The 26,932-nt window shown below is 39.2% G+C and carries 17 protein-coding genes, 8 pseudogenes and 1 riboswitch; of the genes and pseudogenes, 10 read left to right on the top strand and 15 right to left on the bottom strand.

Annotation, left to right across the window (positions count from 1 at the left end; genetic code table 11):
• Positions 1-48: 48 nt before the first annotated feature.
• From NBRC111893_RS06770 to NBRC111893_RS06750, 5 genes and pseudogenes are all read right to left on the bottom strand, one after another.
• A complete protein-coding gene (locus NBRC111893_RS06770) occupies positions 49-1,293 on the bottom strand; it encodes a glutamate-5-semialdehyde dehydrogenase (RefSeq protein WP_125008470.1) in 1,245 nt (414 codons plus the stop codon).
• Positions 1,290-2,119 (bottom strand): annotated as a pseudogene (gene proB / locus NBRC111893_RS06765) (glutamate 5-kinase). Before proB ends, NBRC111893_RS06770 begins: the two are co-directional and overlap by 4 nt.
• Before the next feature lie 233 nt (positions 2,120-2,352).
• Positions 2,353-3,507, bottom strand: a complete 1,155-nt coding sequence (locus NBRC111893_RS11975; protein ID WP_125008468.1) for a peptidoglycan recognition protein family protein — start codon at positions 3,505-3,507, stop codon at positions 2,353-2,355.
• Between the two features lie 258 nt (positions 3,508-3,765).
• Complete coding sequence (locus NBRC111893_RS06755; RefSeq protein ID WP_125008467.1) at positions 3,766-4,233, bottom strand: Fur family transcriptional regulator; 468 nt, start codon at positions 4,231-4,233, stop codon at positions 3,766-3,768.
• A gap of 86 nt (positions 4,234-4,319) precedes the next feature.
• Positions 4,320-4,661, bottom strand: a complete 342-nt coding sequence (locus NBRC111893_RS06750; RefSeq protein WP_125008466.1) for a hypothetical protein — start codon at positions 4,659-4,661, stop codon at positions 4,320-4,322.
• Positions 4,662-4,928: 267 nt separating this feature from the next.
• Between NBRC111893_RS06750 and NBRC111893_RS06745 the strand changes: the two genes are divergently transcribed.
• Positions 4,929-5,960: a lactonase family protein gene (locus NBRC111893_RS06745; protein ID WP_125008465.1), complete on the top strand. Its 1,032-nt coding sequence runs from the start codon at positions 4,929-4,931 to the stop codon at positions 5,958-5,960.
• Positions 5,961-6,019: 59 nt separating this feature from the next.
• Here the strand turns inward: NBRC111893_RS06745 and NBRC111893_RS06740 are convergent, their stop codons facing one another.
• Positions 6,020-6,871: a fumarylacetoacetate hydrolase family protein gene (locus NBRC111893_RS06740; protein ID WP_125008464.1), complete on the bottom strand. Its 852-nt coding sequence runs from the start codon at positions 6,869-6,871 to the stop codon at positions 6,020-6,022.
• A gap of 76 nt (positions 6,872-6,947) precedes the next feature.
• Positions 6,948-9,303 (bottom strand): annotated as a pseudogene (locus NBRC111893_RS12305) (ATP-dependent DNA helicase).
• 131 nt (positions 9,304-9,434) lie between these two features.
• On the opposite strand from NBRC111893_RS12305, the gene NBRC111893_RS06730 reads away from it, so the two are divergent.
• Positions 9,435-9,650, top strand: a complete 216-nt coding sequence (locus NBRC111893_RS06730) for a hypothetical protein (RefSeq protein WP_125008463.1) — start codon at positions 9,435-9,437, stop codon at positions 9,648-9,650.
• Positions 9,651-9,689: 39 nt separating this feature from the next.
• Here NBRC111893_RS06730 and dapF read toward each other — a convergent pair whose 3' ends face one another.
• Positions 9,690-10,682 (bottom strand): diaminopimelate epimerase, encoded by a 993-nt coding sequence (gene dapF / locus NBRC111893_RS06725; protein WP_125008462.1) that lies wholly within the window; start codon positions 10,680-10,682, stop codon positions 9,690-9,692.
• Positions 10,679-12,051: pseudogene (locus NBRC111893_RS06720) on the bottom strand (aspartate kinase). The gene dapF and the pseudogene NBRC111893_RS06720 overlap by 4 nt, the downstream one beginning before the upstream one ends.
• A gap of 208 nt (positions 12,052-12,259) precedes the next feature.
• A riboswitch (Lysine riboswitch) is annotated at positions 12,260-12,441 on the top strand.
• A gap of 105 nt (positions 12,442-12,546) precedes the next feature.
• Between NBRC111893_RS06720 and lysA the strand changes: the two are divergent.
• The 8 genes and pseudogenes from lysA (at position 12,547) to NBRC111893_RS06680 (ending at position 22,588) form a co-directional block, all read left to right on the top strand.
• Positions 12,547-13,850, top strand: a pseudogene (gene lysA / locus NBRC111893_RS06715) (diaminopimelate decarboxylase).
• A gap of 16 nt (positions 13,851-13,866) precedes the next feature.
• Positions 13,867-14,576, top strand: a pseudogene (dapD, locus tag NBRC111893_RS06710) (2,3,4,5-tetrahydropyridine-2,6-dicarboxylate N-acetyltransferase).
• 4 nt (positions 14,577-14,580) lie between these two features.
• On the top strand, positions 14,581-15,735 hold the full coding sequence (locus NBRC111893_RS06705) for an N-acetyldiaminopimelate deacetylase (RefSeq protein WP_125008461.1): 1,155 nt from the start codon (positions 14,581-14,583) through the stop codon (positions 15,733-15,735).
• 18 nt (positions 15,736-15,753) lie between these two features.
• Positions 15,754-16,637: pseudogene (gene dapA / locus NBRC111893_RS06700) on the top strand (4-hydroxy-tetrahydrodipicolinate synthase).
• An 18-nt stretch (positions 16,638-16,655) separates the two neighbouring features.
• Entirely contained in the window at positions 16,656-17,432 is a 777-nt protein-coding gene (gene dapB / locus NBRC111893_RS06695; protein WP_125008460.1) for a 4-hydroxy-tetrahydrodipicolinate reductase, read from the top strand.
• A gap of 44 nt (positions 17,433-17,476) precedes the next feature.
• Positions 17,477-18,624 (top strand): annotated as a pseudogene (locus tag NBRC111893_RS06690) (aminotransferase class I/II-fold pyridoxal phosphate-dependent enzyme).
• Between the two features lie 24 nt (positions 18,625-18,648).
• Positions 18,649-19,728 carry an aspartate-semialdehyde dehydrogenase gene (locus tag NBRC111893_RS06685; RefSeq protein WP_125008459.1) on the top strand — a complete coding sequence of 360 codons (1,080 nt, stop codon included), beginning with the start codon at positions 18,649-18,651 and terminating at the stop codon, positions 19,726-19,728.
• A 148-nt stretch (positions 19,729-19,876) separates the two neighbouring features.
• Entirely contained in the window at positions 19,877-22,588 is a 2,712-nt protein-coding gene (locus NBRC111893_RS06680; protein ID WP_125008458.1) for an HAD-IC family P-type ATPase, read from the top strand.
• 49 nt (positions 22,589-22,637) lie between these two features.
• Here the strand turns inward: NBRC111893_RS06680 and NBRC111893_RS11310 are convergent, their stop codons facing one another.
• The 6 genes and pseudogenes from NBRC111893_RS11310 to NBRC111893_RS06655 form a co-directional block, all read right to left on the bottom strand.
• A complete protein-coding gene (locus tag NBRC111893_RS11310; RefSeq protein WP_225417630.1) occupies positions 22,638-22,865 on the bottom strand; it encodes a hypothetical protein in 228 nt (75 codons plus the stop codon).
• Between the two features lie 161 nt (positions 22,866-23,026).
• Positions 23,027-23,560, bottom strand: coding sequence for an acyltransferase family protein (locus NBRC111893_RS11305; protein WP_230402956.1), 534 nt, complete (start codon positions 23,558-23,560; stop codon positions 23,027-23,029).
• Positions 23,561-23,848: 288 nt separating this feature from the next.
• Positions 23,849-24,181 (bottom strand): hypothetical protein, encoded by a 333-nt coding sequence (locus NBRC111893_RS06670; protein WP_125008457.1) that lies wholly within the window; start codon positions 24,179-24,181, stop codon positions 23,849-23,851.
• A 48-nt stretch (positions 24,182-24,229) separates the two neighbouring features.
• A complete protein-coding gene (locus tag NBRC111893_RS06665) occupies positions 24,230-25,300 on the bottom strand; it encodes an ABC transporter substrate-binding protein (protein ID WP_125008456.1) in 1,071 nt (356 codons plus the stop codon).
• Positions 25,300-26,120 (bottom strand): annotated as a pseudogene (locus tag NBRC111893_RS06660) (ABC transporter permease). The gene NBRC111893_RS06665 and the pseudogene NBRC111893_RS06660 overlap by 1 nt, the downstream one beginning before the upstream one ends.
• The gene (locus NBRC111893_RS06655; RefSeq protein ID WP_125008455.1) at positions 26,117-26,932 is read right to left on the bottom strand and encodes an ABC transporter permease; all 816 of its coding nucleotides are present in this window, start codon (positions 26,930-26,932) and stop codon (positions 26,117-26,119) included. Before NBRC111893_RS06655 ends, NBRC111893_RS06660 begins: the two are co-directional and overlap by 4 nt.

Genomic DNA, 26,932 nt, shown 5'->3' with positions numbered 1-26,932 from the left:
AGCTTTACAAAATATGGGTTTACCTAGTTTTATTTTTATCAAAAATGATTATTGGCGAATTTGACCGTTGCCAGAAATTACATACTTGGTGGTGGTAATTTCGTTAAGACCCATTGGCCCCCGGGCGTGAAGCTTTTGGGTACTAATTCCAATTTCCGCACCAAAGCCAAATTCAAAGCCGTCAGTGAAGCGTGTGGAGGCATTGACGTAAACACAGGCAGAGTCGATTAATTGCTGAAATTTTTTAGCGTTGGCGTAGTCATTAGTAATAATTGCTTCAGAATGGCCAGTACTATATTGATTGATGTGATTGATTGCTTCATCAAGTGTATCAACCACTTTCACGGCCATAATCAAATCATTGTATTCAGTTGACCAGTCTTCATCGGCAGCAGGTAAAATTGAATTAACGATTTGTTGACTGCGGTCATCACCACGAAGTTCAACGCCATTATCTGCTAAAGCTTGAGCAATTTTTGGAAGTAATTTTTCAGCGGCATTAGCATTAATGATCAACTTCTCAGCAGCGTTGCAAACACTTGGTCGTTGAACCTTAGCGTTGACGATAATGTTAGTGGCCATTTGTGCATCAGCAGTCTGATCAACGTATATGTGACAGTTACCAGCTCCGGTTTCAATTACCGGGACGGTAGCATTCTGAACAACCGTTTTGATTAACCCAGCCCCGCCGCGCGGAATTAGGACATCAACGTATTGATTAAGGTGCATCAATTGATTAGCCATTTCGTGACTAGTGTCCTGAATAATCTGAATGGCATTCTCGTTAAGTTGGTTGACTTTTAACACACTGCGTAAGATGTTAACTAGTGCAGTATTAGAATTAATAGCTTCTTTGCCACCTCGCAAAATTACAGCGTTCCCGCTCTTGAAAGTTAGTGCTGAAGCATCGACACTAACGTTTGGCCGAGCCTCGAAAATCATGGCAATTACTCCGATTGGAACGCGGCGTTGCTCGATCATTAATCCTGCTTTGTTAGTGAAGCCAGTATCCACGTTACCAATCGGATCAGCAAGACCGGCAACCTGGCGTAACCCCGCAGCCATGTCAGCAATTCTTTCAGTAGTTAAGGTTAATCTGTCAACAAACTTAGCAGGTAAGTCAGTTGCATTTTTTAGATCAGCTTGGTTAGCGGCAACAATTTTATTAGTGTTTCTAAGCAGTTCGTCAGCAAACGTATTTAAAACCCGATTTTTGGTTTCAGTATCTAAGTTGGCCAATTGAAATGCGGCTTGCTTAGCGTTAGCCCCAATTTGAGTTAGATCATCTGTCATAATTGAACCTCCTTGGTTAGATGATTGTTATTAGTAAATAGAGTTCCAATAGGTTGACCCGCTAGGATGTCAAAAATTATTCGAGGATCTTGACCGTTAGCGAGAATCATTTTGCGATCTTCGTCAATCATCCGCTTGGCAGCTGCTAATTTGGTTTTCATGCCACCAGTCCCAAAGCGACTACCAGTTCCTCCAGCAATGGTAAAGGTGTTGTCGTCGATATCATCAATTTGACTGATCAAGTGTGCATGGGGATTGTTATTAGGGTTATCATCATAGAAACCATCAACGTCGGAAAGAACAATTAGCAAGTCGGCATCCATATGACTAGCAACGATTGCAGATAGCTGATCGTTATCGCCGAAGGTTGTTCGGTGATCTAATTCATCAGTTGCAACCGTATCATTTTCATTTACGATAGGAATGATATTGTCTTTTAATAAATAATTAATTGTGTTCATAACTGATGCATTACTTTGCGGAAAATCAAAAACATCATGAGTTAATAATACTTGGGCAATATTGGTTAAGTAGTGATTAAATCGTTGGGTAAACAATGTCATCAATTCTGATTGACCGATGGCAGCAAGTGCCTGTTGTGCACCAATTTTGGTGGGGCGACTCTTAAGATTAAGTTTATTTAAACCCACACCGATTGCTCCGGATGAAACAAGAATTAGTTCCTTACCTTGATTATTTAGCTCGCTTAATACATACGCTAATTGATCGAAGGTTTGTAAATTAACCGTCCCGTTAGCGTGAATCAAACTACTAGTACCAATTTGACGACAATTCGTTGTGCGTTAATATTTCGATTGATTGTCACATGATCACCTATTTTCTAAAAAGCTCTGCCTTGAAATTGAGACACCCAATTGGGCGGTACCATTCTCATTCAAAGCAGAGCTTTACACTTTTTAAGTATTTATTTAAATGAATTGAAGAAAGATAGGATTCGCGACTTTAGAATTCTTGCACCAAACAAATTCTTCTCTGGATTGCGCTACTTGGTCTTTCAGTAAAGTAATAATAGGCAATTTTTAGTTGACTGTCAACTGATTAGTTGCTGGAATCAATGCTGGTGCTGGTTGAATTGGCGCTAGCATTTGCTGAGTTGTCACTAGAGCTATTAGCGCTCTCACTGGTACTTGAGTCTGAGACAGCGGAACTAGTTACGTTGCTGTTAGTATATTGGCTAACAGTTGCTACGTCTTCATTCGTAATGTCTTCAGTATTGTCAGCAGTTACATTAAGTGCCTTTTCGTAGACCCAGTATTTCTTAGCGGTGCTGCTTTTAGCAAAGCGAATGCGATACCAAGCGTACTTACCTGAATCTTTACGAGCGATATTATCGATATAAACCTTCTTGCCATTCTTGGCACTAACGGAGTTCCATGAGTAACTCTTAACGTTGGCGCGAGAATTCTTTACATGGTTGTAAAGCCGGTATGATTTGTAATTCTTACTTAGTGATGCAGTATCATTGGCAGATTTGTAGCTGACTTTGTCATAACTATCAGTGGCAGTATGAGCGCTGGAAGTAAGATTATTGTAATTAGTCTTTACTAATTGATAGAACTGAGCAAAGGTGTATGAGGTGCCAAAATATGTTTTACCAGCTGAGGCAAAATAAGCTTTGGGATCGGTATGGTCAGTACCACCAAGGTATCTTGAAACGGCATCATGAGACCAAACCGTTCCCTTGCCATCATAAGCAGCATCATTTGGTTTTAAACCGTACTGTTTCAATAAGTATGCGGTATAGTAGGCAGAGTTGGCCATTTCTTTAGCAAAGGCGGTTTTACTATGAACTCGAACCTGTTCGAATTGCACAAATCTAGCGTTAGCGATGGGTCCAGCTCCCCAAGCTAAGTACTTAGTATTTGCAATGTTGATAATCCGGCTTGAATCAACAAATGAATGAACAAAAGCGGCGTTATAGTTACGTTTCATATAGGCAATTTCGTTATAGATCGTTGAGCTAGGGTTAGCGGTCTCGTGAACAACAACTCCTTCAGGCCTGCCACTGTGACGATAACTGTTTTTGGGAAAACCGCTCCAAACGGCGGATGTAATTTTTGCATGACCAATATTGTTGTTTGCAATGTAGTTGTTAACACTTTCAGCGTGAGCAGATTGAGCACCAGAAGATGCGATTAACCCTAAGGCCGCAAATGATAGTGTACAAATAGTTTTAAAGATTTTCTTTTTCAAATTGAACGCTCCCTGTTCACTATATAATTGTGATTTTTATATTTTTAAAGTTTAATTTATATATTAGATAAACTTGTAATTCGTTTTAACAGCCAATACTATATATGATTCAAGGCTCAGTATCAAGAATAAAGAAAGCCCATAATGCGCGATAAATGGCGCAGCTATGGGCTTAGTGAAGCTAGTTGTCAATCATATTAAGAGTTGTTGACAAACATTATCAAATAATGACAATGTTATCGTTCTACAGTATTAAAGCTAATGGTTATTTGTTGAAGTTGCTTGGAGCTTTTGCTGGCACTCAGGACATAGTCCGGTAACTTCTAACTGAGTACCGGTTACAGTATACCCGGTTTGATCAGCAGTTTCGGCTCTGATTCTACGAACAATTTCTGCATATTGATTAGAGTAAATATCGACAATTTTACCACAATTTTCACAAATGGCATGGTAGTGAGGTGTGCCAAAGAAGTCATATCTAACACCACCGTCATCATTAGGTAATTCAATTACTAATCCCTTGTCTACTAATAGTTTTAAAGTGTTATAAATAGTTGCTACGCTTAAGTTTGGCAATCTGGCATCGATACCATCATGAATCATTTCAACCGTAGGGTGGGTGTCCACCTTGATTAAATAATCCAAGATAATTTCTCGTTGGGGAGTAATTCTCACTCCAGATTCCTTTAAACTGCTTAGTGCTGCACCCAAGGTTTTACTGGTCAACTGACCACCTCCCTAAAAATCATTCCTATTATCTAAGAATCATTCTAAATTATTTTTCTCAAAACATCAATTAGTTACAAATTGCATTAGAAGTTAGCTCTGATCGCTGCGGTTAACTGAAACGACCAGTTTGCGTTAGCATTAGATTTGAAACCTAGCGATTCAATGACTTCAATGACGTTATCATCGAGCTCTTCGAGATGAATTAAAACTTGGTCAGATTCAAAATGGTCGATGATAAATTTTACGGTTCGCTGGACAACTTGTAATAATAATGTTTCTGGCTGGTGAGTTTTGGTAATAAATGAAATTTGAGCAGTTCCATCAGCTGCTTTTAAGTTAAATGCTTTAATAATACCTAAAAAATCACCGGTTGCAGAATCTGTAATGCCCCAAGTCAATTCTTGTTCGCCCATCACTTTTTGCATTGTGTGATTGACGTTATGAACTGTCTCCAAGATATCTTTGGGTCGATCAACTGTTAGGCTGGTTTCAAAGGTTGGGCCTTGATATAAATCAAAGATTTGTTTTACTGGAGTTTGAGTTAACCAGTCTAAGGTGTAATTAGCGGTTAAAACGGGATGGTATTTTTCGAATTTTTGACATATTTTTTACCTTCATTTACAAATATTATTTCATTAGCAGCGCTTGTTATGGCATAATGAAAGCGTAGACAATTTAGGAGGCCATTACTAATGATTGAACAATTTTATATTGGAACATATACGCACAAAACAAGCAAGGGAGTTTATCAATTAGATTTAAATTCAGATGCTAAGCAAATTGAAAATTTGCAGTTTGTGGGACCGGCTGGAAATCCAACCTATGTTGCCTTATCTAAAAACGGTAAATTATATATGGTTGATAAAGAAAATGATGGTGGTGGCGTGCAAATTTTTGATGCTGCCAGCATGTCACTTCCGTTAACCCCAGTTGATCGGGTGATTGATCAAGATACTAATCCAGCCTATATTACGGTTGATGATAATCGTCACTTAGTATATACTGCCAATTATCATACGGCAGAGATTAGTACCTATGCAATTCAATCTGATGGATTACTTAAATTAGCTGATCGAGTAACTCATAGTGGCCAGGTGGGACCAAAGAATGAACAAGCAGACGGTCCGCACCCGCACTTTATGGATCTGACCCCGGATAATCGGGTAGTCGTTTGTGATTTGGGATTAGATCGGGTATTTGTCTATGATGTTGATGATCAAGGATCCTTAGCAAAAGTTAGTGAATTGGCGCTTGAGCCAGGATTTGGTCCTCGGCATATTGTGTTTGCTCATGATGCTGATACTGCCTATTTGGTAGGTGAGCTTAGCAGTAAACTAGCTGTTTTGCATTATAACCGGGAAACTGGTGAATTTACAGTGCAAAAGATTGTTCGGACGATTCCTGATGATTGGACTGCTCATAATGGGGCGGCCGCAATCAGAATTTCGGCTGATGATAACTATGTATATGTTTCGAATCGGGGACACAATTCATTAGCTGTTTTCCAGGTTACTGATAGTGATGCTGAATTAATTCAATTAATTAGTTCCGAAGGTGATTTTCCACGGGACTTTAATTTAAACCAAGATGAGACATTTTTAATTTTAGTAAATCAAAATACTGATAATGCCACGTTATATACTCGCAATCCTGAAACCGGTAAGTTAACAATGGTTCAAAAAGACTTTGAGGTTCCAGAAGGCGTATGTGTTTGTCCCGAATAAGGATTAAAACAGAAAAAAGCACTCGAAAAGATTACAAGGTTAATCTTTTCTGAGTGCTTTTAATTTACTTTTGTGGTGATAGTTCCTAAAGATTCAATGTTACTTTCAACAATATCGCCAGGATGTAAGAACACTTGAGGCTCGTGACCAACTCCAGTTCCACTTGGCGTACCAGTGAAGATTAGGTCTCCTGGATAGAGTTCGATAATCGAGGAAATATATGAAACTAGTGTTTGAAAGTCAAAAATCATTTGTCCAAGCGTGGCATCTTGCATCAATTGACCATTAACCATTGTGGTTAGTCGTTGAGATTCTAAATCTGCGATTGATCCAAGCGTGGTTAAGTAAGGTCCAATTGGTGAATAATTTTTAGCAGATTTTGCTAAAGTGAATTGAGTATTATCGCCATTTATCTTTTGAAGCTCACGGTCTGATAAATCTTGGCCGACCATGAAGCCAGCAATTGCATCCTCAGCATCTTCACGTGAGATATTGCGGCCTCCTCGACCAACCACGATTACTAATTCAGATTCCCAATCGACGTAATCACTGTTTAAAGAGATTTGGTTGTTGGGGCCAGCTAGCGAACTAACAAATTTATTAAAAACATTTGGTTGTTTAGGTAAATTAGTGTTCATTTCTAGAAGATGATCCCGGTAATTAAAGCCAATAGCTGGTAATTGCCGAGAATTTTTGATAGGTTGTTCTAGTTTTTCAGGCATTAATAACCGGGCATGATCATTACTTAGAACATCTTCGTCGGTCAGATTTACTAAAAAGGTTTCCTGAAAATCAACCCAATTTGTAAGAATCTCATCGAGGTCTTGATAAGTTTCAAGGGTGGTTCCCCAAAGTTGTTCATTATGAACAGTGATTAAGACTGGCTTACCCTCGTACATCCCAATTTTCATAAAACTCCCCCTTAAGTATTCACGATAAAACCAGTTAGTGAATACTTACATTATACAATTAAAAACTTAGTGATTATCAATTGTTATCCCAAAATCTTTGAATTGTGGTCGATAGTTGCTGATTATTGTTAACAATTAGGGGCTGTGACCAATGATCGGGAAAAATTTGCCGATAACGATTTTGATTAAATCGCTGATCCATTAAAATAATGATGCCCTTATCGGTTTGAGTGCGAATTAACCGGCCCGCTGCTTGGGTTACGTTGTTAAATCCAGGTAGCTGATAGGCATACATAAATCCTTTGTGATGATCAGTATCGTAATATTCTTTTACCAAGTTGGACTCTTCGTTAATCATAGGCAGACCAACCCCAACAATGGCCACACCAATTAGTTGTTCATGCTTCAAGTCGATGCCTTCAGAAAAGATTCCCCCAAGAACAGCAAATCCTAAGGTTGTTTGGTGATCGTTAGTGCGAAAATGGTCTAAAAAGTAGTTCGTTGATCATGGGTCATTCCAGATGATTGAATATGGACTTTAACTTGCGGATTGTCATTCATAAAAGCTTCGGCCACTTGATTCATAAACGTCATTGATGGAAAAAAGGCCAGATAGTGCCCAGTTTTACCAGTGATCATGGTATTTAGATCAGTACAAATTTTAGGAATATTAGCTAGTCGATTATTATAGGTTGTGTTAATTCCACTATCAATAATTAGGTTGAAATTTTGGCGTGGAAATGATGAGCCAGCGGCATATTGAATGCTTGTATTTTCATCACCAAGAACCCGCCGATAATAATTTAAAGGGCTTAAGGTTGCCGAAAATAAAATCGCAGCGCGACCTAGATTTAGACTCTCAGCGATTTGCTCAGCAGGATCAATACAGAACTGGCGAAATAAAATATCACTATCGGTTAAAATAATTCTGGTTCGATAGGTGTCGTCATAGTATTGTGTGATTAAGTTATATGCGCGGCAGTTCAAATAGTAAGCCACAATTTCGTCAACGGTTTCACTAGGTTGTTTTCCTGATAGCCAATCATGAATTGTATCAATCAACTTACTAACCTTGCTATTAAAATTTATCAGCGGTTCGATTTGTGAATAGTTAGTTTCATTTTGGTCTCTGGAAGCTTTACTGTACCTCATGAATGACCGTTTTAATGATTGCAAACGCTTAATGAGTTTAGCATTTGCTTCCTCATCGTCGTCTTTTAAGTGGCTAATCAGCTCGGAAATTGGTGCCATACTTAGGGTTGCTGAGTACATTTCTCGAGCACGAGATACTAGATTATGAGCTTCATCGATCAAGAAACAATTGGTATCATCTGGGGCAGCAAAGAATCTTTGTAAATGGACTTGAGGATCGAATAGATAATTATAGTCACAAATAATCACGTCGCAAATAGACTGACATCTAATGAGAATTCAAAGGGGTCAACTTGATGTTTCTTAGCGTAGTTCTGAATAATAGCTTTGGTTATCTGGTCTTCATTGTTAATAATGTCTAAGATAGCCGGTTTAATTCGGTCATAATAGCCAATCATATAAGGATTTTGGTCGGCTACAATATCCTGTTCTTCAGGAAAAATGATTTGTTCCCGGGCAGTTAATGTGATGCTCTTTAGGGATAATCCTTTGGCTGTGAGCAGTTCAATGGCTTCTTCACAGACTTTGCGAGTACTTTGCTTCGCAGTGAAATAAAAAATCCGGTTAATCAACTCTTCACCCATTGATTTAACAGCTGGAAAGAGCGTTGAAACAGTCTTTCCGGTGCCGGTGGGTGCCTCAAGAAATAAATGTTTTTTATTAACGATGGTTTTATAGACGACTTTAGAAATATCGTACTGACCAGGTCGGTATTCTGGAAACGGAAATTTTAAGGCTTTGGCCGATGCAATACGGCTTTCATTGAGATCGTGTCTCAGTTTGAGCCATTTTTTATATTCATTAATTAGTTCGTTAAAAAATGAGGTGGCAGCTGATTTACTGTATTCAATTTTAGTCGTAGTAATCTGCTCGTCAGGAGTTTGAACATAGGTTAGCTGCAGGCTTATATGATCCAAGTTCTCGGTAGTCATTAAAATATAACCGTAGACTTTGGCTTGCGCCCAATAAAGATCTAATGTATTGTCATTTAACTCAGAAAATTTAACGTCGGAGGTTTTGATTTCTTCAATTAGGACTTCATCGGCTGTTCGATTAATACCATCCGCTCGCCCAGAAATCTCATAATTAGTTCCTAAGTATTCAAAGTTAGTTTTTAAAGTGACCTCGGCAGCATAAGTTAGGGGACGGGATTTTTGAATTTTTCGGTGGATGCGACTTCCGGCGGCCATTGAATTATCGCTAGTACTGGTTGGCACTAAGTCACCACGTTTTAAAATAAACTCAATGAGCGTCCGAATACCGATTTGAATGTTGGTCATATTATCCTCCCAAAAATTAGTCAACATTCATTATACTGTAGAGAGACAAAATGCAGCATTTTTCTTAAAGTGGCACTGTAATCAGCATAATTATAATTACTAATTAGTTATAAAAACAGGAGGTGGCTAATATGATGAACGAGTCAAGATTGGCAGCGATTGTTGCTGTGTACGCGCGATATAATGTCGTTATTGAAACAAACGGAATGAAAATCATTGGCATAAATCATCACGAAGTTGATTTTGATGCTAATACATATATGCAAAATCAATTGATTGAATTAATTGCTAAGGTCCTTGCAAATCAAATGATTAAAGAAGTTTTTGATCAAGAATTCGGTAATTAAAAAAGACGTCATTTCCGAAATGGAAATGACCGTCTTTTTTTATTTTATTGGTGCTTTAATGTTTGTGATGAATGAATCATAAGCTAATTGTTCACCAGTTTCCTGGGCTTGGACGTTATCGAGTAGATTAGTGTGCAAGTCTTGTTCGGAAATTAATATCTGATGAGTAACCGTGGCGTTACCAATTAAATCAATATAGTAATTGTTGTTCTTGAGTTGATGAACGCGTGTTTTAACCATGCCACCAGGATTGAAGACAGTAATTGTTTGTTCGTAATCTGCCATTTCCGGGTGGTTTAAACAAAAGGCCAAACTAGTCGCCGACATGCCGGTTCCGCAAGCATTAGTGAAGCCAACACCACGTTCGAATGTTCTGACGAACAATGAATTATGCCCAATGATTTGGGCGTAACTAACGTTGACCCCATCGTAAAAGTATGGATTTTTAGAATTAAGGGTGGCACCAATATTGGCTAGTGAATTTGAAGTCATCGTGTCTTCCGATACAAAACTAATTAGATGGGGATTGGGAACGGCAATGGCTGTAAAGGTTAGATTGTCATCGATTTCTGGGATAGCTTGATTAATCAGTGTGTCAGTATTTAGATTACTAAATGGTAATGATTCACGATTAAATGACACCGGTGAAATTTCGACGCTAAAAGTTGGAACACCTTCGGCAAAGTTTGCTTCTTGGCTAACATGCAAATCGGCATCTTGAGTTTCAACCCGAAATTCAGTTTGCCCAAATTTTTCGGCTAGGTACCGACTAACCGTTCGTAATCCATTGCCACACATTGAAGCAATACTACCATCGGTATTGATGACTTGCATACTACCAATACAGCTAGGATGGTCCGAATGATCAACAACCAGTAAACCGTCTGAGCCATTAAGTAAACCTTGATTGTTATCAGTAATATGTTTAGCGAGGTTAACTAACTCAGTTTGAGTTAGTGGCTGGATTAATTCAGTTTGATCTAAAAGAAAGAAAGTGTTCATTGAGCCATGAACTTTTTGAATTTGGATCATACTAGTACCTCCGAATTAGTTAGAAAAAAATTACTGTAGATTTCTTGAATTGCTGCGTCAGCATCATGTTCCCGCACTCCAATCATAATTGAAATGCGAGAAGCGCCTTGGTTGATCATGTGGACAGCGATATTGTTGTCAGCAAGCGGCTTAATGATGTTGTCAATTGTCCCAATTCTTGCCCGCATGCCTTCGCCAACGACCATAATGATTGCATAGTCATCAATCCATTCCATAGCATCAGGCTGTACCGTGTCGCGGATATCAGCACACATTTGTTTGATTGTTTGCTCATCAAGCTGACTGTTATCGAAGATAATTGTTAAATCGTCAATCCCAGATGGCATGTGCTCGTAAGAAACGTTGTATTTGTACAAAATATTTAAAATTTTTCTTGTAAAACCAGCTTCTTTATTAAGCAAATAGCGATGAAGATATAACGCTGCAAATCGGTTAGATGCGGTTATGCCAGTCACTGGTGATTTAACTTCAAGCTCATCTTCCGGGACAATTAATGTCCCATCAGCCGCTGGATTGTTGGTATTTTTAACGTTAATAGGTACGCGACCTTGAATGGCTGGAATAATTGCTTCGTCATTAAAAACTGAAAATCCGGCATATGATAGTTCGCGCATTTCGCGGAAGGTCATCTTACCGATTGGGACTGGATTATCGATCACTTTAGGATTGGCAGCAAAAATTGCATCAACATCGGTGAAATTTTCGTAAAGGTCTGCATGTAGTCCACGAGCGAGAATTGAACCGGTGATATCTGAACCACCGCGAGCAAATGTGACAATGTTACCACCTTTGGTGAAGCCGAAGAATCCAGGAAAAACTAAGCGATCATCATTGATGGTGATTTTGGCTAAGTTTGGATAAGTTGCTTCGTCAATTGAAGCGCAGTTAGGATCATCGGTGAGAATAATGCCGGCTTCACTTGGATCGATGAATTTGCTGGGATTCCGCTTTGGGTCAAGCAGGCAGCAAATAGTTCGGCATTTAACCGTTCACCGTGGGCCTTAAAAGCTGCCATTAAGTAATCATTATTTGGATAAGACGCGTTTGGTAAACTTAATAGTTTGTCATGAATACTGGTTAAAACTGCTGCAGAAACATTAAAGGCATCGCCAATTTGCTCATAACGATTAAAAATTTGGTTTTGAATATCAGCATATGGTTTCTCAGACATTACTTTATTGGCATATGTAATTAATAAATCAGTTACTTTAATGTCGCCAGTAAATCGTTTCCCAGGAGCCGAGGTTACAACTACCCGGCGATTATTATCGCTAGAAATAATATCAATAACTTTTTGAAAATGTGCGGCATCTGCAAGTGAACTGCCACCGAATTTAACGATTTTCATATGGCCTTACTCCCCTTAATGCATATTTATGATAAAAATTTGAAATTGTTAAGGAGAATTCTAGCATTTCTAATTTAATTATCAACTCAAATGTTAAATAAAACGCTGATATATTAGCTGCATTAAGTAGATAAAAGAAAATTTAAAAGGTTGAATAAAAATTTACCATTGACGTTTTATGAGATTTATTATAGAATTTTAATAATTTAAAAAGTATAGAGGTTGCGACCAACAACAGTAACTAGTGGAGCTACTACTTTAGCCAAGAAACTAGTGAAAGGGACGGTTGCCGAAGCTCTAAGCCAAGTGGGACTTAGGAGGCTGGGCCATAGTTTAATAAATTATGGACTGTCGTAGCAGATACGTCGGCTACGGGGCGCTATCAACATAATGATAAAAGAATGCATAAAATTCTTGGGTCTTTTTGTTCTGTAGCGTAGACAAAAGATCTTTTTTGTACCCTGAACAACCGATAATCCAAATTTGAGGGTAATTATGGCAGAACAAGAGCAAGCATATCAAATAAATGAACAAGGTCATGTAGAAATTGGCGGTGTAGATTCCCTAAAACTAGCTAGTCAGTTTGGGACACCGCTAGTAGCTTATGATGTCTCAGCGATTCGTAATCAAATTCACCATTTTCAATCAGTCTTTGAACAAAATCAGGTGGATTATGCAGTTAGTTATGCCAGCAAAGCCTTTGCTTGTATCGCAATGTTTCAATTAGTTAATGAAGAACGGGGCCACATTGATGTGGTTTCAGGTGGTGAGCTTTATACCGCAGTTAAAGCTGGTTTTCCAATGAATCATGTTAGCTTTCATGGCAATAATAAATCAGTTGCCGAGTTAGAGATGGCAGTTGAACACCAAGTTGGCGTTATCATTTTAGATAATTTCATGAAATTGAATTGTTGCAGGAAGTTTTACAACAACAGCATCAGCATATCAATGTTATGTTGCGAGTTACTCCAGGAATTTCAGCTCACACTCATGAGTATGACCAGACTGGTCAAGTTGATAGTAAGTTTGGCTTTGATATTCAAAGTGGCCAAGCATTCGAAGCCCTTGAAAAGGTCCTAGCCATTGATTCAATGAATATGTTAGGAATCCACGCCCACATAGGTTCACAAATTTTTGAAGTTAATGGTTTTCAAATGGCGGCTAAAAAGCTGATTGAAACATTGGCTGACTGGAATCAGCGAATCGGGTATGAAGCAAAGGTTTTGAACGTTGGTGGTGGATTCGGAATTCGCTATACCGAAGATGATGATCCGATTGCCCCTGAAGAATTCGTTGATGCAATCGTCAAGACGGTTAAGCAAGAAACTAGCAGTAAGGGATTGATCACACCGGCCATTTGGATCGAACCAGGACGCTCAATTGTTGGCCCTGCTGGATATAACTTATATACGGTCGGATCACGAAAAGACGTTGAAGGAATTCGATCATATGTAACGGTTGATGGGGGAATGGGTGATAACATTCGCCCAGCTCTTTATCAGGCCGATTATGAAGCTGTTTTAGCAAGCAATCCCACAGCGCCAATCGCTGAAACCGTTAGGGTTGCCGGAAAGTATTGCGAATCAGGCGATATTTTAATCAAAGAACAAGCGTTACCAGCAAGTAAACCAGGTGATGTGTTAGTAATGTTAGCCACTGGTGCTTATGGATATTCGATGGCGTCAAACTACAATCGCAATCCCCGGCCAGCTGTCGTCTTTTGTGAGAATGGTGAAGCTAAGTTGGTAATTAGTCGAGAAACTTATGATGACTTAATCAGTCATGACTTAACTATTTAACGAGGAGCTATATATTATGGAAGAAATGAATGCTCAAGAGATTATTGAATATATCGGAAACGCTGATAAGAAAACGCCAGTTAGGGTCTTCATTAAGGGATCACTAACAGACCTGAGCGTACCAGAATCAATCAAAGGATTTCTTGAAAATCATACAGGGATTTTGTTTGGTGACTGGCAAGATGTTGAACCGTTTATTCAACAACATTTGGATGTGATTAAAGATTACGTTGTCGAAATGATACGAGAAATTCAGCTGTTCCGTTACTTGATCTAAAGCAGATTAATGCTCGAATTGAACCCGGGGCCATTATTCGCGATAAAGTCACGATTGGCGATAACGCTGTAATTATGATGGGAGCAACTATTAACATTGGGGCTGAAATTGGAGCCGATTCGATGATTGATATGGGTGTGGTTCTAGGTGGCCGAGCCGTTGTTGGTAAACACTCACACATTGGTGCAGGCGCAGTTTTAGCTGGTGTGATCGAACCAGCCTCAGCAAAACCAGTTCAAGTTGATGATAATGTTCTGATTGGTGCGAACGCAGTTGTAATTGAAGGAGTTCACGTTGGTGAAGGAGCAGTTGTTGCGGCTGGATCAATTGTCACCTCAGATGTTGCACCCCACACAATGGTTGCAGGGGTTCCAGCAAGAAAAATCAAAGACGTTGACGAAAAAACTGAAAGTAAAACTAGTCTGGAAGATGATTTAAGAAAGCTGTGATGAAATGACCCAATTAACAACTTCAGAATTAATTCAAATTAGAAGGCATCTTCATCAAATTCCAGAATTGGCAATGCATGAAACACAAACTCGGGACTATTTAATAGAAGTAATTAGTCAGATGAATCTTGATCATGCCGAAATTCGTGATCAACTATCAGCGTTGCCAACCGCGGTTTTAGTTAGAATTGAAGGCCGAGATCCACAAAGAACTATTGGTTATCGTACTGACATTGATGCCCTACCAGTTGATGAGCAGACTGGGTTACCTTACACCTCACGACATCCACATATCATGCATGCTTGTGGTCATGATATTCATATGACGGTAGCTTTGGGAATATTGAATTACTTTTTGGAGTACCAGCCTAGGGATAACCTGGTATTTTTCTTTCAACCAGCCGAGGAAAGCAAAAATGGTGGAAAGGTTGCTTATGAGCAGGGAGTATTTCAAGACAAATGGCGGCCAGACGAATTTTATGGTTTACACGACAATCCTGATTTACCGGCTGGGGCCATTGGTTGTCGCATGGGAACTTTATTCGCTGGTACCACCGAAGTAAATGTTGATTTCATTGGCCAAAGCGGTCATGCAGCTTTTCCACAAGATGCAAACGACATGGTAGTTGCAGCATCTCAATTCATTAATCAAGTTCAAACGATTATCTCGCGCAGTATCAATCCAATCGAGAGTGGGGTAATCACCTTTGGTCTGATGCAAGCAGGGACGATTCGAAATGTTATCGCTGGAAGTGCTCGTCTTGAAGGAACCATTCGGGGATTAACTCAAGTAATGATTGAGCGAATCGTTGACCGGTTGCAGCAAGTCGCAACCGGAATCGCTAGTAGTTATGATTGTGAAGTCAACATTGAATTTAATCAGGGTGGTTATTTACCAGTTGAAAATAATCCAGCATTAACTGAACGACTAATCAAGTTTTGCAAGCAAGATTCAGAGACGGAATTTATTGAAACTGCGCCGGCAATGACGGGTGAAGATTTTGGTTACCTATTATCAAAATTTCCGGGCACGATGTTTTGGTTGGGAGTCGATGATAACTCTCAGCTGCACTCAGCGACTCTAACACCTGATGAATCATCAATTAATAAAGGAATTAATTCCATTAATCGATTTTTAGAATTTCGGATGACACATTAGAAAATAAGGGGACAGAATATGATAAATGCAGATATTATGACAGCGATTGTAACCCCATTTGGGGCAGATGGTGAAATTGATTTTAACGCTCTAGAAGAATTAACCAATCATTTGATTGCTACTGGTAGTCAGGGATTTGTAATTGGTGGGACGACAGGTGAAACACCTACGTTAAGTCACGACGAAAAAGTTGAACTTTATACTAGGTTTGCCCAAATTGTTGCTGGTAGAGCAACCGTTATTGCCGGAACAGGTAGTAATAGCACTCAAGAAACTACTAACTTCACGCATGAAGTTAGTGAAATCCCCGGCATTGATTACGCGTTAGTTGTCGTTCCGTACTATAACAAGCCAAATCAGCGCGGGATGATGGCTCACTTTGAAGTGGTAGCCGAAAATTCAAATGTGCCTTTGATTATGTATAACATTCCTGGTCGAACGGGAGTCACAATGGCGACTGATACAGTCGTTACTTTGTCGCATAATGCTAATATTGCTGGAGTTAAGCAGTGTACTTCAATAGAGGACCTAGAGTATTTAGTTGAAAATACTGATGATTTCAATGTTTATACTGGTGAAGATGTTCAGGCATTATCAGCTAAAATGATCGGCGCAAATGGAGTAATCTCGGTTGCTAGTCATATCTACGGTAGCGAAATGCGTGAAATGTACGATGCCTTCGACAAAGGTGATTTGAAACTGCTGGAACCTTGATGAGACAGTTGGCACCGAAGATGCAGGCACTATTCATGTACCCATCGCCATCACCAGTTAAGGCGGTATTGAACGCGACCGGATATCAAGTTGGCAGTTGTCGCTTGCCAATTTTGCCATTAAATGATGAGGAAAAAAGGGTATTGGCTCAGCATTTATCGATGGCCGAAACTTCATTAATCAGTTAAAAGTAAGGAGTAATTGGAATGATTAAAGTATTGGTGGCTGGATTTATGGGATCAATGGGCCAGAAAACAGTGGAAATGATCAATCAGACTGGTAACTTTCAATTAGTGGCTGGGTTGGGTCCCAATTCGCAAGGTATTGACAGAACTGAATATCATTTAAATGAAGATGTTAAGATATTCGAACAATTGAGTGAAGTTGAAACGGATGCTGATGTTTGGGTTGATTTCACAGTCCCAACTTCGGCATATGAAAATGTGAAGTTTGCCATTGAACATGGAATCCATCCAGTGGTTGGGACATCAGGGGTGCCTGATAATCAAGTGGCTGAATTAATAACGTTGGCTGCCGAAAAACAGGTTGGTGGATTGATTGCTCCAAACTTTGGGTTATCAGCGGTGTTATTGATGAAATTTGCTCAGGAAGCAGCTAGATACTTCCCAGATGCTGAGGTCATCGAGATGCATCACGAAGATAAGTTAGATGCTCCATCAGGAACTGCAATTAGCACAGCAAAGATGATTGCTGCAGCTAGAGGAGTGGATCCAGTTACACCAGCGACTAACGAAACCGTTGCCGGAGCGCGAGGAAGTGATGTGGCTGGGGTCCCAGTTCACGCAGTTAGGCTTCCGGGATATGTTGCCCATGAACAAGTACTATTTGGTGGACCTGGTGAAGCACTAACACTCAGGCAAGATTCATTTGATCGTTCTTCATTTATGAGTGGAGTTAAGCTAGCAATTCCAGCAGTGATTGATGCGAAAACATTGATGATCGGGTTAGAGAATATTTTGTAAAAGTGGGTGAATAAAATGCCAAATTAGATCAAAAGTTAAGCCATATCGTAAATCAAAAGGTTGCAGCTGTGGGCCCTTCAGGAATCCGGGAATTTGATCAAAAATTTCAGACATCGATGGCATTGTGAAGCTGACAATTGGTGAACCAGATTTTGATGTTCCAGAACACGTTAAGCAAGCAGCCATTAAGAGCATTAATGATAATGAATCACATTACTCGGCGCAAAAGGGAATTCGTGAATTAAGAACAGCAATTAGTAATTATTTGAAGAAGGTCACTACCGTTACATATAATCCTGACACAGAAATTATTACCACGATTGGGGCCACCGAAGCAATCTACACCGCGCTAACAACAATTTTGAATCCTGGTGATAAAGTCATCGTACCAACACCGGCATTTGCTCTTTATTTTCCAATTATTAGCTTAGCTGGTGCAGATTTGATTACGATTGATACTTCAGAGGACGGTTTTGTATTATCACCAGAAAAGCTTCAGGCGGCCTTAGATGAACATGGTGATCAGGTTAAAGCAATTATCTTAAATTACCCATCTAACCCAACGGGAGTTGAATACACACGTGACCAACTTCAAGCTCTAGCTAATATTATTTCGCAACATTCAATGTATGTAATTGCGGATGAAATCTATAATGAGTTAACTTATGGGGTTGACCATACGTCGATTGCATCCATGATTCCAGGACAAACAATTGTTGTTAACGGACTGTCAAAGTCCCATGCAATGACGGGATACCGAATTGGGTACATTGCGGCTCCTGAGCAAATTGTCACGCAAGCTGCTAAGACTCACGCGTTCGTTATTACCTCACCATCAAATCCAGCCCAATACGCTGCAGCGGAAGCCTTGACCAACGGTTTGGAGGATCCTGCTGAAATGAAGCAGACATATGAAAAGCGCCTAAGATATATTTCCGGTCGGCTTAGTCAAATGGGATTTGAAGTTGTTAATCCAGAAGGGGCATTTTATATCTTCGTTAAAATTCCTGTAACGGAGAATCAGGATTCGGTCGCATTCGCAACTCAACTTGCTGAACAGGCTAGAGTTGGCGTAACTCCAGGATCAGCATTTGGTCATGGTGGAGAAGGATATATTCGATTATCATATGCAGCTTCCGATGAAGACATTCAGTTAGCAATGGATCGCATGGCAGATTATTTACAAAGATAAAAAATCAGAAAAGGGGATAATACGATGGCAGAAGGATTTAGTGTAGCAATTTTAGGAGCAACTGGGGCAGTGGGAACCCGTTTGATTTCTCAATTAGAGCATTCTACGATTCCGGTCAGCAAGGTTAAGTTCTTGGCATCAGCTCGTTCTGCTGGAAAAGTTCTGCAATTCAGGGGGACGGATGTAACAATTGAAGAAGCCAAGCCACAAAGTTTTGATAATGTTGATCTAGTATTAGCCTCAGCCGGTGGTTCAGTTTCTAAGCGACTTTTACCTGAAGCGGTTAAGCGGGGTGCCGTCTGTGTTGATAATACCAGTGCATTTAGAATGGATCCTCAAGTACCGTTGGTCGTGCCAGAAGTTAATGCTGATGAATTAGTTAACCACAAGGGGATTATTGCTAATCCTAACTGTTCAACAATTCAGATGGTGGTTGCTCTTGAACCAATTAGACAACGTTTTGGTTTGAATCAAGTCATCGTATCAACTTACCAAGCGGTTTCTGGAGCGGGACAATCAGCATTGAACGAGCTAATGGATGAAAGCCAACAAGTGATTGATGGTGAACCAACTGATCCACAGATTTTGCCAACTAAGGGTGATAAGAAGCACTATCAAATGGCATTTAATTTATTGCCTCAAATCGATGTGTTTGAAGATGATGGGTATACTCATGAAGAGTGGAAGATGATTCATGAGACTAAGAAAATTATGTTAAATGATATGGATGCTAAGGATATTAAGGTTACGGCAACTTGTGTTAGAGTCCCAATTAGAATTGGTCATGGTGAATCAGTCTACTTTGAAGTGGCTGACAAACACGCCACTGCCAGTCAGATTCAAGATGCCTTGGCAAATGCTGCTGGAGTGGTGGTTCAAGATGATCCTAGCCACCAAGTTTATCCTCAATCAATTACTGCCGAAGGTAGTCGTGAGACATATGTTGGTCGACTTCGACCAGATTTAGAAAATGAAGGTAACTTTAATATGTGGGTAGTTTCTGACAACTTACTCAAAGGTGCTGCCTGGAATACCGTTCAAATCGCTGAAGAATTAGTTAAGCGTGATTTGGTTCGAGTACCAGAGGCTGCATATCAACAATAATTACAGATAGCGGTGTGCCAAAATGTTTTTTTGGTATGCCGTTTTTATTATGAAAATTATTAGGGTTAAGTATAAATAAGTTTACCAACTGGTCCTGATTCTCTATAATTAGGGTTAACAAATAATGATTGGACAGGTGATTTATTCAATGGAAGACAAGCAAAACCCTCCTGGGGAAAATTTATGGCAGCTCACAAATGAACAGTTGGCCACAAAGTTCGATTCGAACTTAGAAGAAGGACTAACTGATCAGGAAGCTGAGCAACGCTTAGCTAAAAATGGTTACAATGAATTGGAGGCTAAGAAGAAAAGTAAATTCATCCAATTTTTATCACAGTTTAATAACAGTATTATTTATATCTTGATTGCTGCAGCGGTGATTACGTTGTTGATGCATCACTACTCTGATTCAGCGGTTATTGCTGTAGTTATCATCGCAAATGCATTCATCGGCTTTTTCCAAGAAGTCCAAGCCGATAATGCATTAACTAAAATTCAAGAGCTATTAGTCAGTCAAAACATTGTGATTCGCGATGGTCATAAAATCGAAGTGCCTGCGCGAGAATTAGTCGTTGGGGACGTAGTTATCATTGAAGCTGGGGATGCAATTCCGGCCGATTTAAGGTTAGTAGAAGCCGATAATTTAAATATTCAAGAGTCAACCTTAACTGGTGAAAGTAATTCAGTTAATAAGACTGAAGACCCGCTTGATAGTTCTGAGGTTCCGTTAGCAGAACGTTCAAATATGGCATTTGCTTCGACAGCTGCCACCCAAGGATCTGGTCGAGGAATTGTTGTGGCGACAGCGAACGACACCGAAATTGGAGGGATTCAATCCAGCGTTTCGGAAGTTAAAGCGCAAGTTACCCCATTAATGCGAAACTTAAATAAATTAGGCTTAGGATTATCAATTTTTATTGTCGTAGTAGCAATTCTACTGTTTATTGCGGGATTAATTACCAAAATATATAGTTTGCCAACCTTAACCATTGCGATTATCACGATGGTGGTGGGTTCGATTCCTGAAGGCTTACCAGCGTCAACTTCGGTTGTTTTAGCCCGCGGGGTGCAAACTATGACCAAGCATGGGGCCATCGTTAAAACGTTACCCGCAGTTGAGACCCTCGGCGCGGTTGATATTGTTAATACTGATAAAACCGGAACGTTAACTAAAAATGAAATGACGGTTACTGACGTTATTACTGACTCAGAACATTATCAAGTTACCGGAATTGGCTTCGTCGATGGTGATCAAGGGGTTAAAGGCGATGTTTTACTAAATGGTAACCAAGTTGATTATCAAATTGATCCGCAATTTGCCGAACTGGTTACAATTGCTGGAACCACGACTGATGCCGAGCTAGTTAAAGATGATGGTCAATGGATATTGACCGGCGAACCAACCGATGGAGCGTTGACGACTTTATTTCATAAATTAAAGGGTCGTGAACCTCAAGTTGATGAGGTAGATACATTGCCGTTTGATTCGGCATATCGTTACAGTGCTCGATTAGTTAATTATAATAACAAACGTATCCTGATGCTCAAGGGTGCTCCGGGTACGATTTTTGATATGGTCAAGGCTCATGAGACAGCATTTAACGAAACTGCTTGGAATGCTAAAGTTAATGAATTAACCAAAGATGGCTTGCGGGTTGTCGCCTTAGCTCAAGTCGAAAACGTGGTTGGAGACGAAATTAATGCAGAGATGCTTGCAGGTGACGTAAAACTAGCCGGGGTGGTCGGAATTATTGATCCACCTCGTGAAGAAGTTATTCCAGCCATTCGAAATCTTCGTCAGGCCGGGGTCCGGGTTAACATGATTACTGGTGATCATCCAGATACGGCCAGTGCAATTGCTAGTCGACTTAATTTGGATGAAAGTATTTCGGCAATTACCGGCCCTGAATTAGATGAAATGTCTGATGAAGAACTGCAACAAAACATTGGTCAATATAACGTCTTTGCTAGAACGACTCCACAAAATAAGTTGCGAATCGTTAAAGCTCAACAAGCTAACAAAAAGATTGTGGCCATGACTGGTGACGGGGTTAACGACGCGGCTGCCTTGAAGCAAGCTAATATTGGTATTGCCATGGGAATGAAGGGCACCGAAGTTGCTAAAGAAGCAGCTGATATGGTTTTAGTAAAAGATGACTTCACGACGATTGTTGATGCGGTATTTGAAGGCCGGCACGTGTTTGATAATATTCGTAAGACTATTCGATTCTTATTACCAACTAGTTTTGCTGAAGGATTGGTTGTGTTGATTAGTATGATTATGGGGCAGGAATTGCCACTTTACCCAACCCAATTACTTTGGATCAACACGGTTTCGGCGTTGACAATCCAATTCGCCTTTATCTTTGAACCTGCTGAAGATTCCATTATGAGGCGTGGTCCGCGAGATGTTAAACGAGGAATTTTAAACTGGTTTGATAATATTGAAATCACTTATGTGTCAATATTGATCGCTATCTTAGGGATTCTTTTGTTTGACCACTATGTCGATGCAGGGATTTTAACACCAATTCTTGGCTCGACAATGGCGGTTAATATTATCATCTTTGGTAAAATTTTCTACTTGTTTAATATCAAGAATTCATACCCAATATTTTCAAAGCACTTCTTTGAAAATAAAGCTGCATTCATAATTATTGGGATTTTGATTGCTATGCAGTTATTCCTAATATATGTACCGTTTATGCAAACGATTTTCCATACAGCTAACATTAGTTTCTTCTATGGTTGGCTAGTGCCAACGTTTGCTGGATTAATCGTATTAGTAGTTACTGAAATGGTTAAGTTATTACGAATGGCTTACACACGAAAAACTGGTAAAGTAACAGGAATGAAATAACTGATAATAAAGTAAAAGCAATGATAGCTAATTAGCTATCATTGCTTTTTTATGTGGTTTGAAGATAGATTTTTTGGCGGCGAACATTTAATGCTGATACTATCATTAACGGGACGATAATCGCGATTATGATTTCAATAACTAGATTATCAATACTAGCTAAGTCACATAAATCTAAAATAACTTTATGCAGGTACATGATAACCATGGTGTGTTGACCAATATAGGGCATGATTATGGTTTGGGGAAGTTTAGTCAGTAACACTGCTATTCCCATAATAGTGAATGACAGGAGGAGTGGGATGACTATTATTAATAGTCCATTAATTTGTGGAATCGAGGATTCAATGAGGTGAGATTTCATGGAGAGTTTAAAGCGGAAATCAGTTAGTAATCTTAAGCTAATTATTAACATGCTTACAGCGATTAGACTGCTAATTACGATTGGATTTGAATCCATCGCCAATTTGTATGGAAGAACAAGTAGCCAATGTAAGTGTAAAATGCTGCTAATAGTAGACCATCTAAGTTCCAAGGAAGCATAGTATATCCTTGGATTTGGACAGGAATTTGACCATAGGAAGATCCTAAGATAATTGCTGTGGTAACAATAACTAATTGTAGCCATCTGGGTTTAATAAAGGTGATTATGGCAGTCACGGTGATAATTGATAGTAGGTAAACGTTAATGAACCAGAAAGTACTAGTATAGCCATTGAGAGTTCGACCACCAATTAATAGTTTTGGTAATGTATCGATTAAATACTGAAGATCTTGGTTATGAATTAATCCAAATAGCAGAATCATGATAATTCCAGTCATGAAGTAAATGATTAAATCGGGTTTTATTTTTTTAGCGAAGAATGATTTCCATTGAGTTAGTTTAATTGGTTTTAGGAAAAAACCAGCCAGAATGAAGAAGAATGGCATGTGCCACCAATAAATCATTTGGCTGGTAGTGCCACTTTCCAGTGCGTGACCCCAGACAACGGCAATGATTCCTAAGGCCTTTGCAATATCGATCCATTCAATGCGTTTTTTTATTCATATCTACGATTATCACCTCGGATTAATGAGTTGCATAGTTAATTTTGATTATGGATATACATTAACAACTAGAACTTAATTCAAGCTTAAAGCCAGTGTTCAATTTCTATGCTAGTAGTTTCCGAGGTTGGGGGTCAAAAAATATGTCTATGTAAAAAGCAACAAAAAACCAGCTGGTTATTAAAACCGGCTGGTTTGATTAAGCTAATTTAATTAGTCAGTCCGCCATTTTTCAAAGAAGTCGGTATGGCTACCTAAATAAGTAATTGCCTCTTTAGCGAGACTGTCAGCTTGCTTGACAAGTTCTTCATCTGCAATATCCAAGTTAATGTCGCGGATATGCCCCATGCCAATATCATAAAATTTATTAGTTCGACCAAATCCGTTATCTTTAAATAAAGCATCAAGCTGGTTGAGATCATCCTTTGCGGCATCATAAACAATCCGTGAAACATTATCATCTGGGTTTAGGATGGTTGCAGCATAGGTAATTAAAAATTCATCCATATCGAGAATAATTTCTTGATTAGTTTTTTCATTTGCCATAATCTTCACCTCAATTACAGTTTAACTCTAAATGGCTAACTCGACCAATTAGTGATGCATTTTAAACTCAAGGTATAAATCATTGTACTGCTCTACTTTTTGTTGACTTAGGTTTTGATAAACCTGCAGGTGGCTTAGTACCGAGGGTTTAGGATAAAATTGCTGATCATCTTGAATGGCCTTTGGTAATAGTCGGAATGCAGCGTTATTTGGGGTTGAATAGCCGATGTATTCAGCGTTTTGGGCAGCATTTTCGGGTTTGGACATAAAATTTAAGAACTTGTAAATTGCGGTAAAGTGTTTAGCGGTTTTAGGAATGACTAGATTATCAAACCACATGTTACTGCCTTCGGTGGGTACAACATAATGAAGGTGAGAGTTTTGACTCATCATCTCAGCGGCTTCTCCGGACCAGTCAACAGCTAAAGGAGCTTCACCATCAGCCATGTACATTTTAATTTCATCAGCGACAATGGCTTTTACATTTGGAGATAGTTTGATTAATTGATTTTTAGCTGCTTGTAATTCTTGACTATTGGTAGTGTTAACTGAGTGGCCCTGAGAAATTAACGCCATTCCCATGATGTCTCTGGCAGAATCAATTAACATAATTTGATTTCGATATTTTTGGTTCCAGAGTTGACTCCAATGTTTAATGGATCCAGGTTTGATGTACTGATCATTATAGATAATGCCGAGTGTTCCCCAGAAATATGGAAGTGAATACTTATTATCAGGATCAAAGCTCTTATTGAGGTAAGCCGCGCCATAGTTATTCAATCCGGTTAATTTTGACTTGTCTAAAGGCAACAATAGATGACTTTGTTTCATCTTTCCAACCATGTAATCACTAGGAACTGTGATGTCATAATTGGTGCCACCCTGTTGAACTTTTGTGTACATAGCTTCATTACTATCAAAGGTTTCGACGTTCACGTGGTAGCCAGTCTCTTTTTGAAATTTAGTAATGAGTGCTGGATCAATATAATCGCCCCAATTATAGAGGTTAAGTACCTTATTACCAGTATCACCAGAGGATTTTTGGAGTTCGTTGCTTCCGTATGCCAGACCAAGACAGATTAGTAAGATACCGGTCATAACTATTAAAAGTCGTTTCATTAGCGTCTTTCCTCCAATCGGCGTTTCTTTTTAGAGGACCCACTTGGATTATGATTTTCAATGAAGTAGTAAGCAACTACTAGAATCAGTGAAAAGATAAACATAATTCCAGACAGCGCATTAATTTCAAGGTCAATTCCTTGGCGAGCCCGAGAATAAATTTCCACAGATAGGGTGGTAAAGCCGTTTCCGGTAACAAAGAAGGTGACTGCGAAATCATCTAATGAATAGGTAATGGCCATAAAGAATCCAGAAATAATTCCTGGTTGAATAAAGGGAATTACAATATCCGCAAGGATCTGACTTTGACTAGCCCCCAATCTTTGGCCGCGTTGATCAGTGAAGGGCTCATCTCGTTAAGACGGGGTAGGACCATTAATAAGACAATTGGAATTTCAAAAGCAATATGACTTAATAATACCGACCAAAATCCGAGTGGAATACTTAAAGCTGTGAAGAAAATCAGAAAACTAGCGCCAATAATAACATCAGGCGATACTAATAAAATGCTGTTTAATGATAGCAATACTTGTTTAGTTCGCCGACGCTTGGCGTTACTAATATTAAAGGCCCCAATCGTACCAATGATTGTAGAGATTAAGGATGATAGTAATGCGATTAAGATTGTATTTAAGAAAATAGCTAACATTCGTTTATCCGCAAATAAATCTGCGTAATGTTTAAGAGTAAATCCGTGGTAATTATTCATGGTTGTCCCAGCAGAGAATGAGTAGACAATTAGATAAATAATTGGAATGTATAATAATAAAAAGATGATAATCAGGTAAATTTTACCAAACTTAGAGGCTTTAGAACTCATTTGAGTGGCCCCCTTCGTTTACGACGGTTGCTGGTGAAGAACATTACGATGGCCATCGAGATAATTAGGACTACACCAATTGTTGAACCCATTCCCCAGTTCATTGTAGTTAGAAAATGCTCTTCCACAGCAGTCCCCAATGTGATGATTTTGTTACCACCAATTAATCTTGAAAGCATGAATAACGATAGGGAAGGGATAAAGACAATTTGAATTCCAGACTGGATTCCCGGTTTAGTTAGTGGAAAGATAACTCTCATAAATGTTTGCGCTGAGGTTGCACCTAAGTCATGACTAGCTCGAATATACGAGTCATTGATATCTAGTAGTGAATTATAGATTGGCAAAATCATGAATGGAATTTGAATATAAGCAGCTACGAGAATGAAACTGGTGTTGGTAAATAGCATGCGATGAACGCCGAGGCCTAAGAATTGGGAGAGATTATTAACTAGTCCGTCATGACTTAGCAATCCAATAAAAGCGTACGCCTTCAACAATAAATTAATCCAAGTTGGTAGAATCACTAGTAAGATCCACAAGTTGCGATGTTTTAACTTACTAATATAGTAGGCCATAGGGTAGCTAATTATTAATGTGATGAGTGTAATTAAAAATGCATAGAACACTGAATTAGCAGTCATTGTTAGATAAGTTCCTGATTCAAAGAAGGTTTTGTAATTGGCTAAGGTAAATTGATGAGCGATATTAAAAAATGAGTAGTAAAAAATTAGCGCAACTGGCGCAATAACAAATAGCAATAACCAGAGTGCATATGGGGCATAAAATAAACTCCGTAATCGATTATTCAT

The organism is Lentilactobacillus kosonis (assembly GCF_003864335.1).
In the GTDB taxonomy this organism is placed as follows: domain Bacteria; phylum Bacillota; class Bacilli; order Lactobacillales; family Lactobacillaceae; genus Lentilactobacillus; species Lentilactobacillus kosonis.
This window is presented reverse-complemented; position numbering and strand designations above follow the sequence as displayed.

Coding starts and splice junctions, on each gene's coding strand:
- NBRC111893_RS06770 (WP_125008470.1), bottom strand. CDS start 1,293: ATGACAGATGATCTAACTCAAATTGGGGCTAACGCTAAGCAAGCCGCA.
- NBRC111893_RS06750 (WP_125008466.1), bottom strand. CDS start 4,661: ATGCAAAAAGTGATGGGCGAACAAGAATTGACTTGGGGCATTACAGAT.
- NBRC111893_RS06745 (WP_125008465.1), top strand. CDS start 4,929: ATGATTGAACAATTTTATATTGGAACATATACGCACAAAACAAGCAAG.
- NBRC111893_RS06740 (WP_125008464.1), bottom strand. CDS start 6,871: ATGAAAATTGGGATGTACGAGGGTAAGCCAGTCTTAATCACTGTTCAT.
- NBRC111893_RS06730 (WP_125008463.1), top strand. CDS start 9,435: ATGATGAACGAGTCAAGATTGGCAGCGATTGTTGCTGTGTACGCGCGA.
- dapF (WP_125008462.1), bottom strand. CDS start 10,682: ATGATCCAAATTCAAAAAGTTCATGGCTCAATGAACACTTTCTTTCTT.
- NBRC111893_RS06705 (WP_125008461.1), top strand. CDS start 14,581: ATGACCCAATTAACAACTTCAGAATTAATTCAAATTAGAAGGCATCTT.
- dapB (WP_125008460.1), top strand. CDS start 16,656: ATGATTAAAGTATTGGTGGCTGGATTTATGGGATCAATGGGCCAGAAA.
- NBRC111893_RS06685 (WP_125008459.1), top strand. CDS start 18,649: ATGGCAGAAGGATTTAGTGTAGCAATTTTAGGAGCAACTGGGGCAGTG.
- NBRC111893_RS06680 (WP_125008458.1), top strand. CDS start 19,877: ATGGAAGACAAGCAAAACCCTCCTGGGGAAAATTTATGGCAGCTCACA.
- NBRC111893_RS11310 (WP_225417630.1), bottom strand. CDS start 22,865: ATGGGAATAGCAGTGTTACTGACTAAACTTCCCCAAACCATAATCATG.
- NBRC111893_RS06670 (WP_125008457.1), bottom strand. CDS start 24,181: ATGGCAAATGAAAAAACTAATCAAGAAATTATTCTCGATATGGATGAA.
- NBRC111893_RS06665 (WP_125008456.1), bottom strand. CDS start 25,300: ATGAAACGACTTTTAATAGTTATGACCGGTATCTTACTAATCTGTCTT.
- NBRC111893_RS06655 (WP_125008455.1), bottom strand. CDS start 26,932: ATGAATAATCGATTACGGAGTTTATTTTATGCCCCATATGCACTCTGG.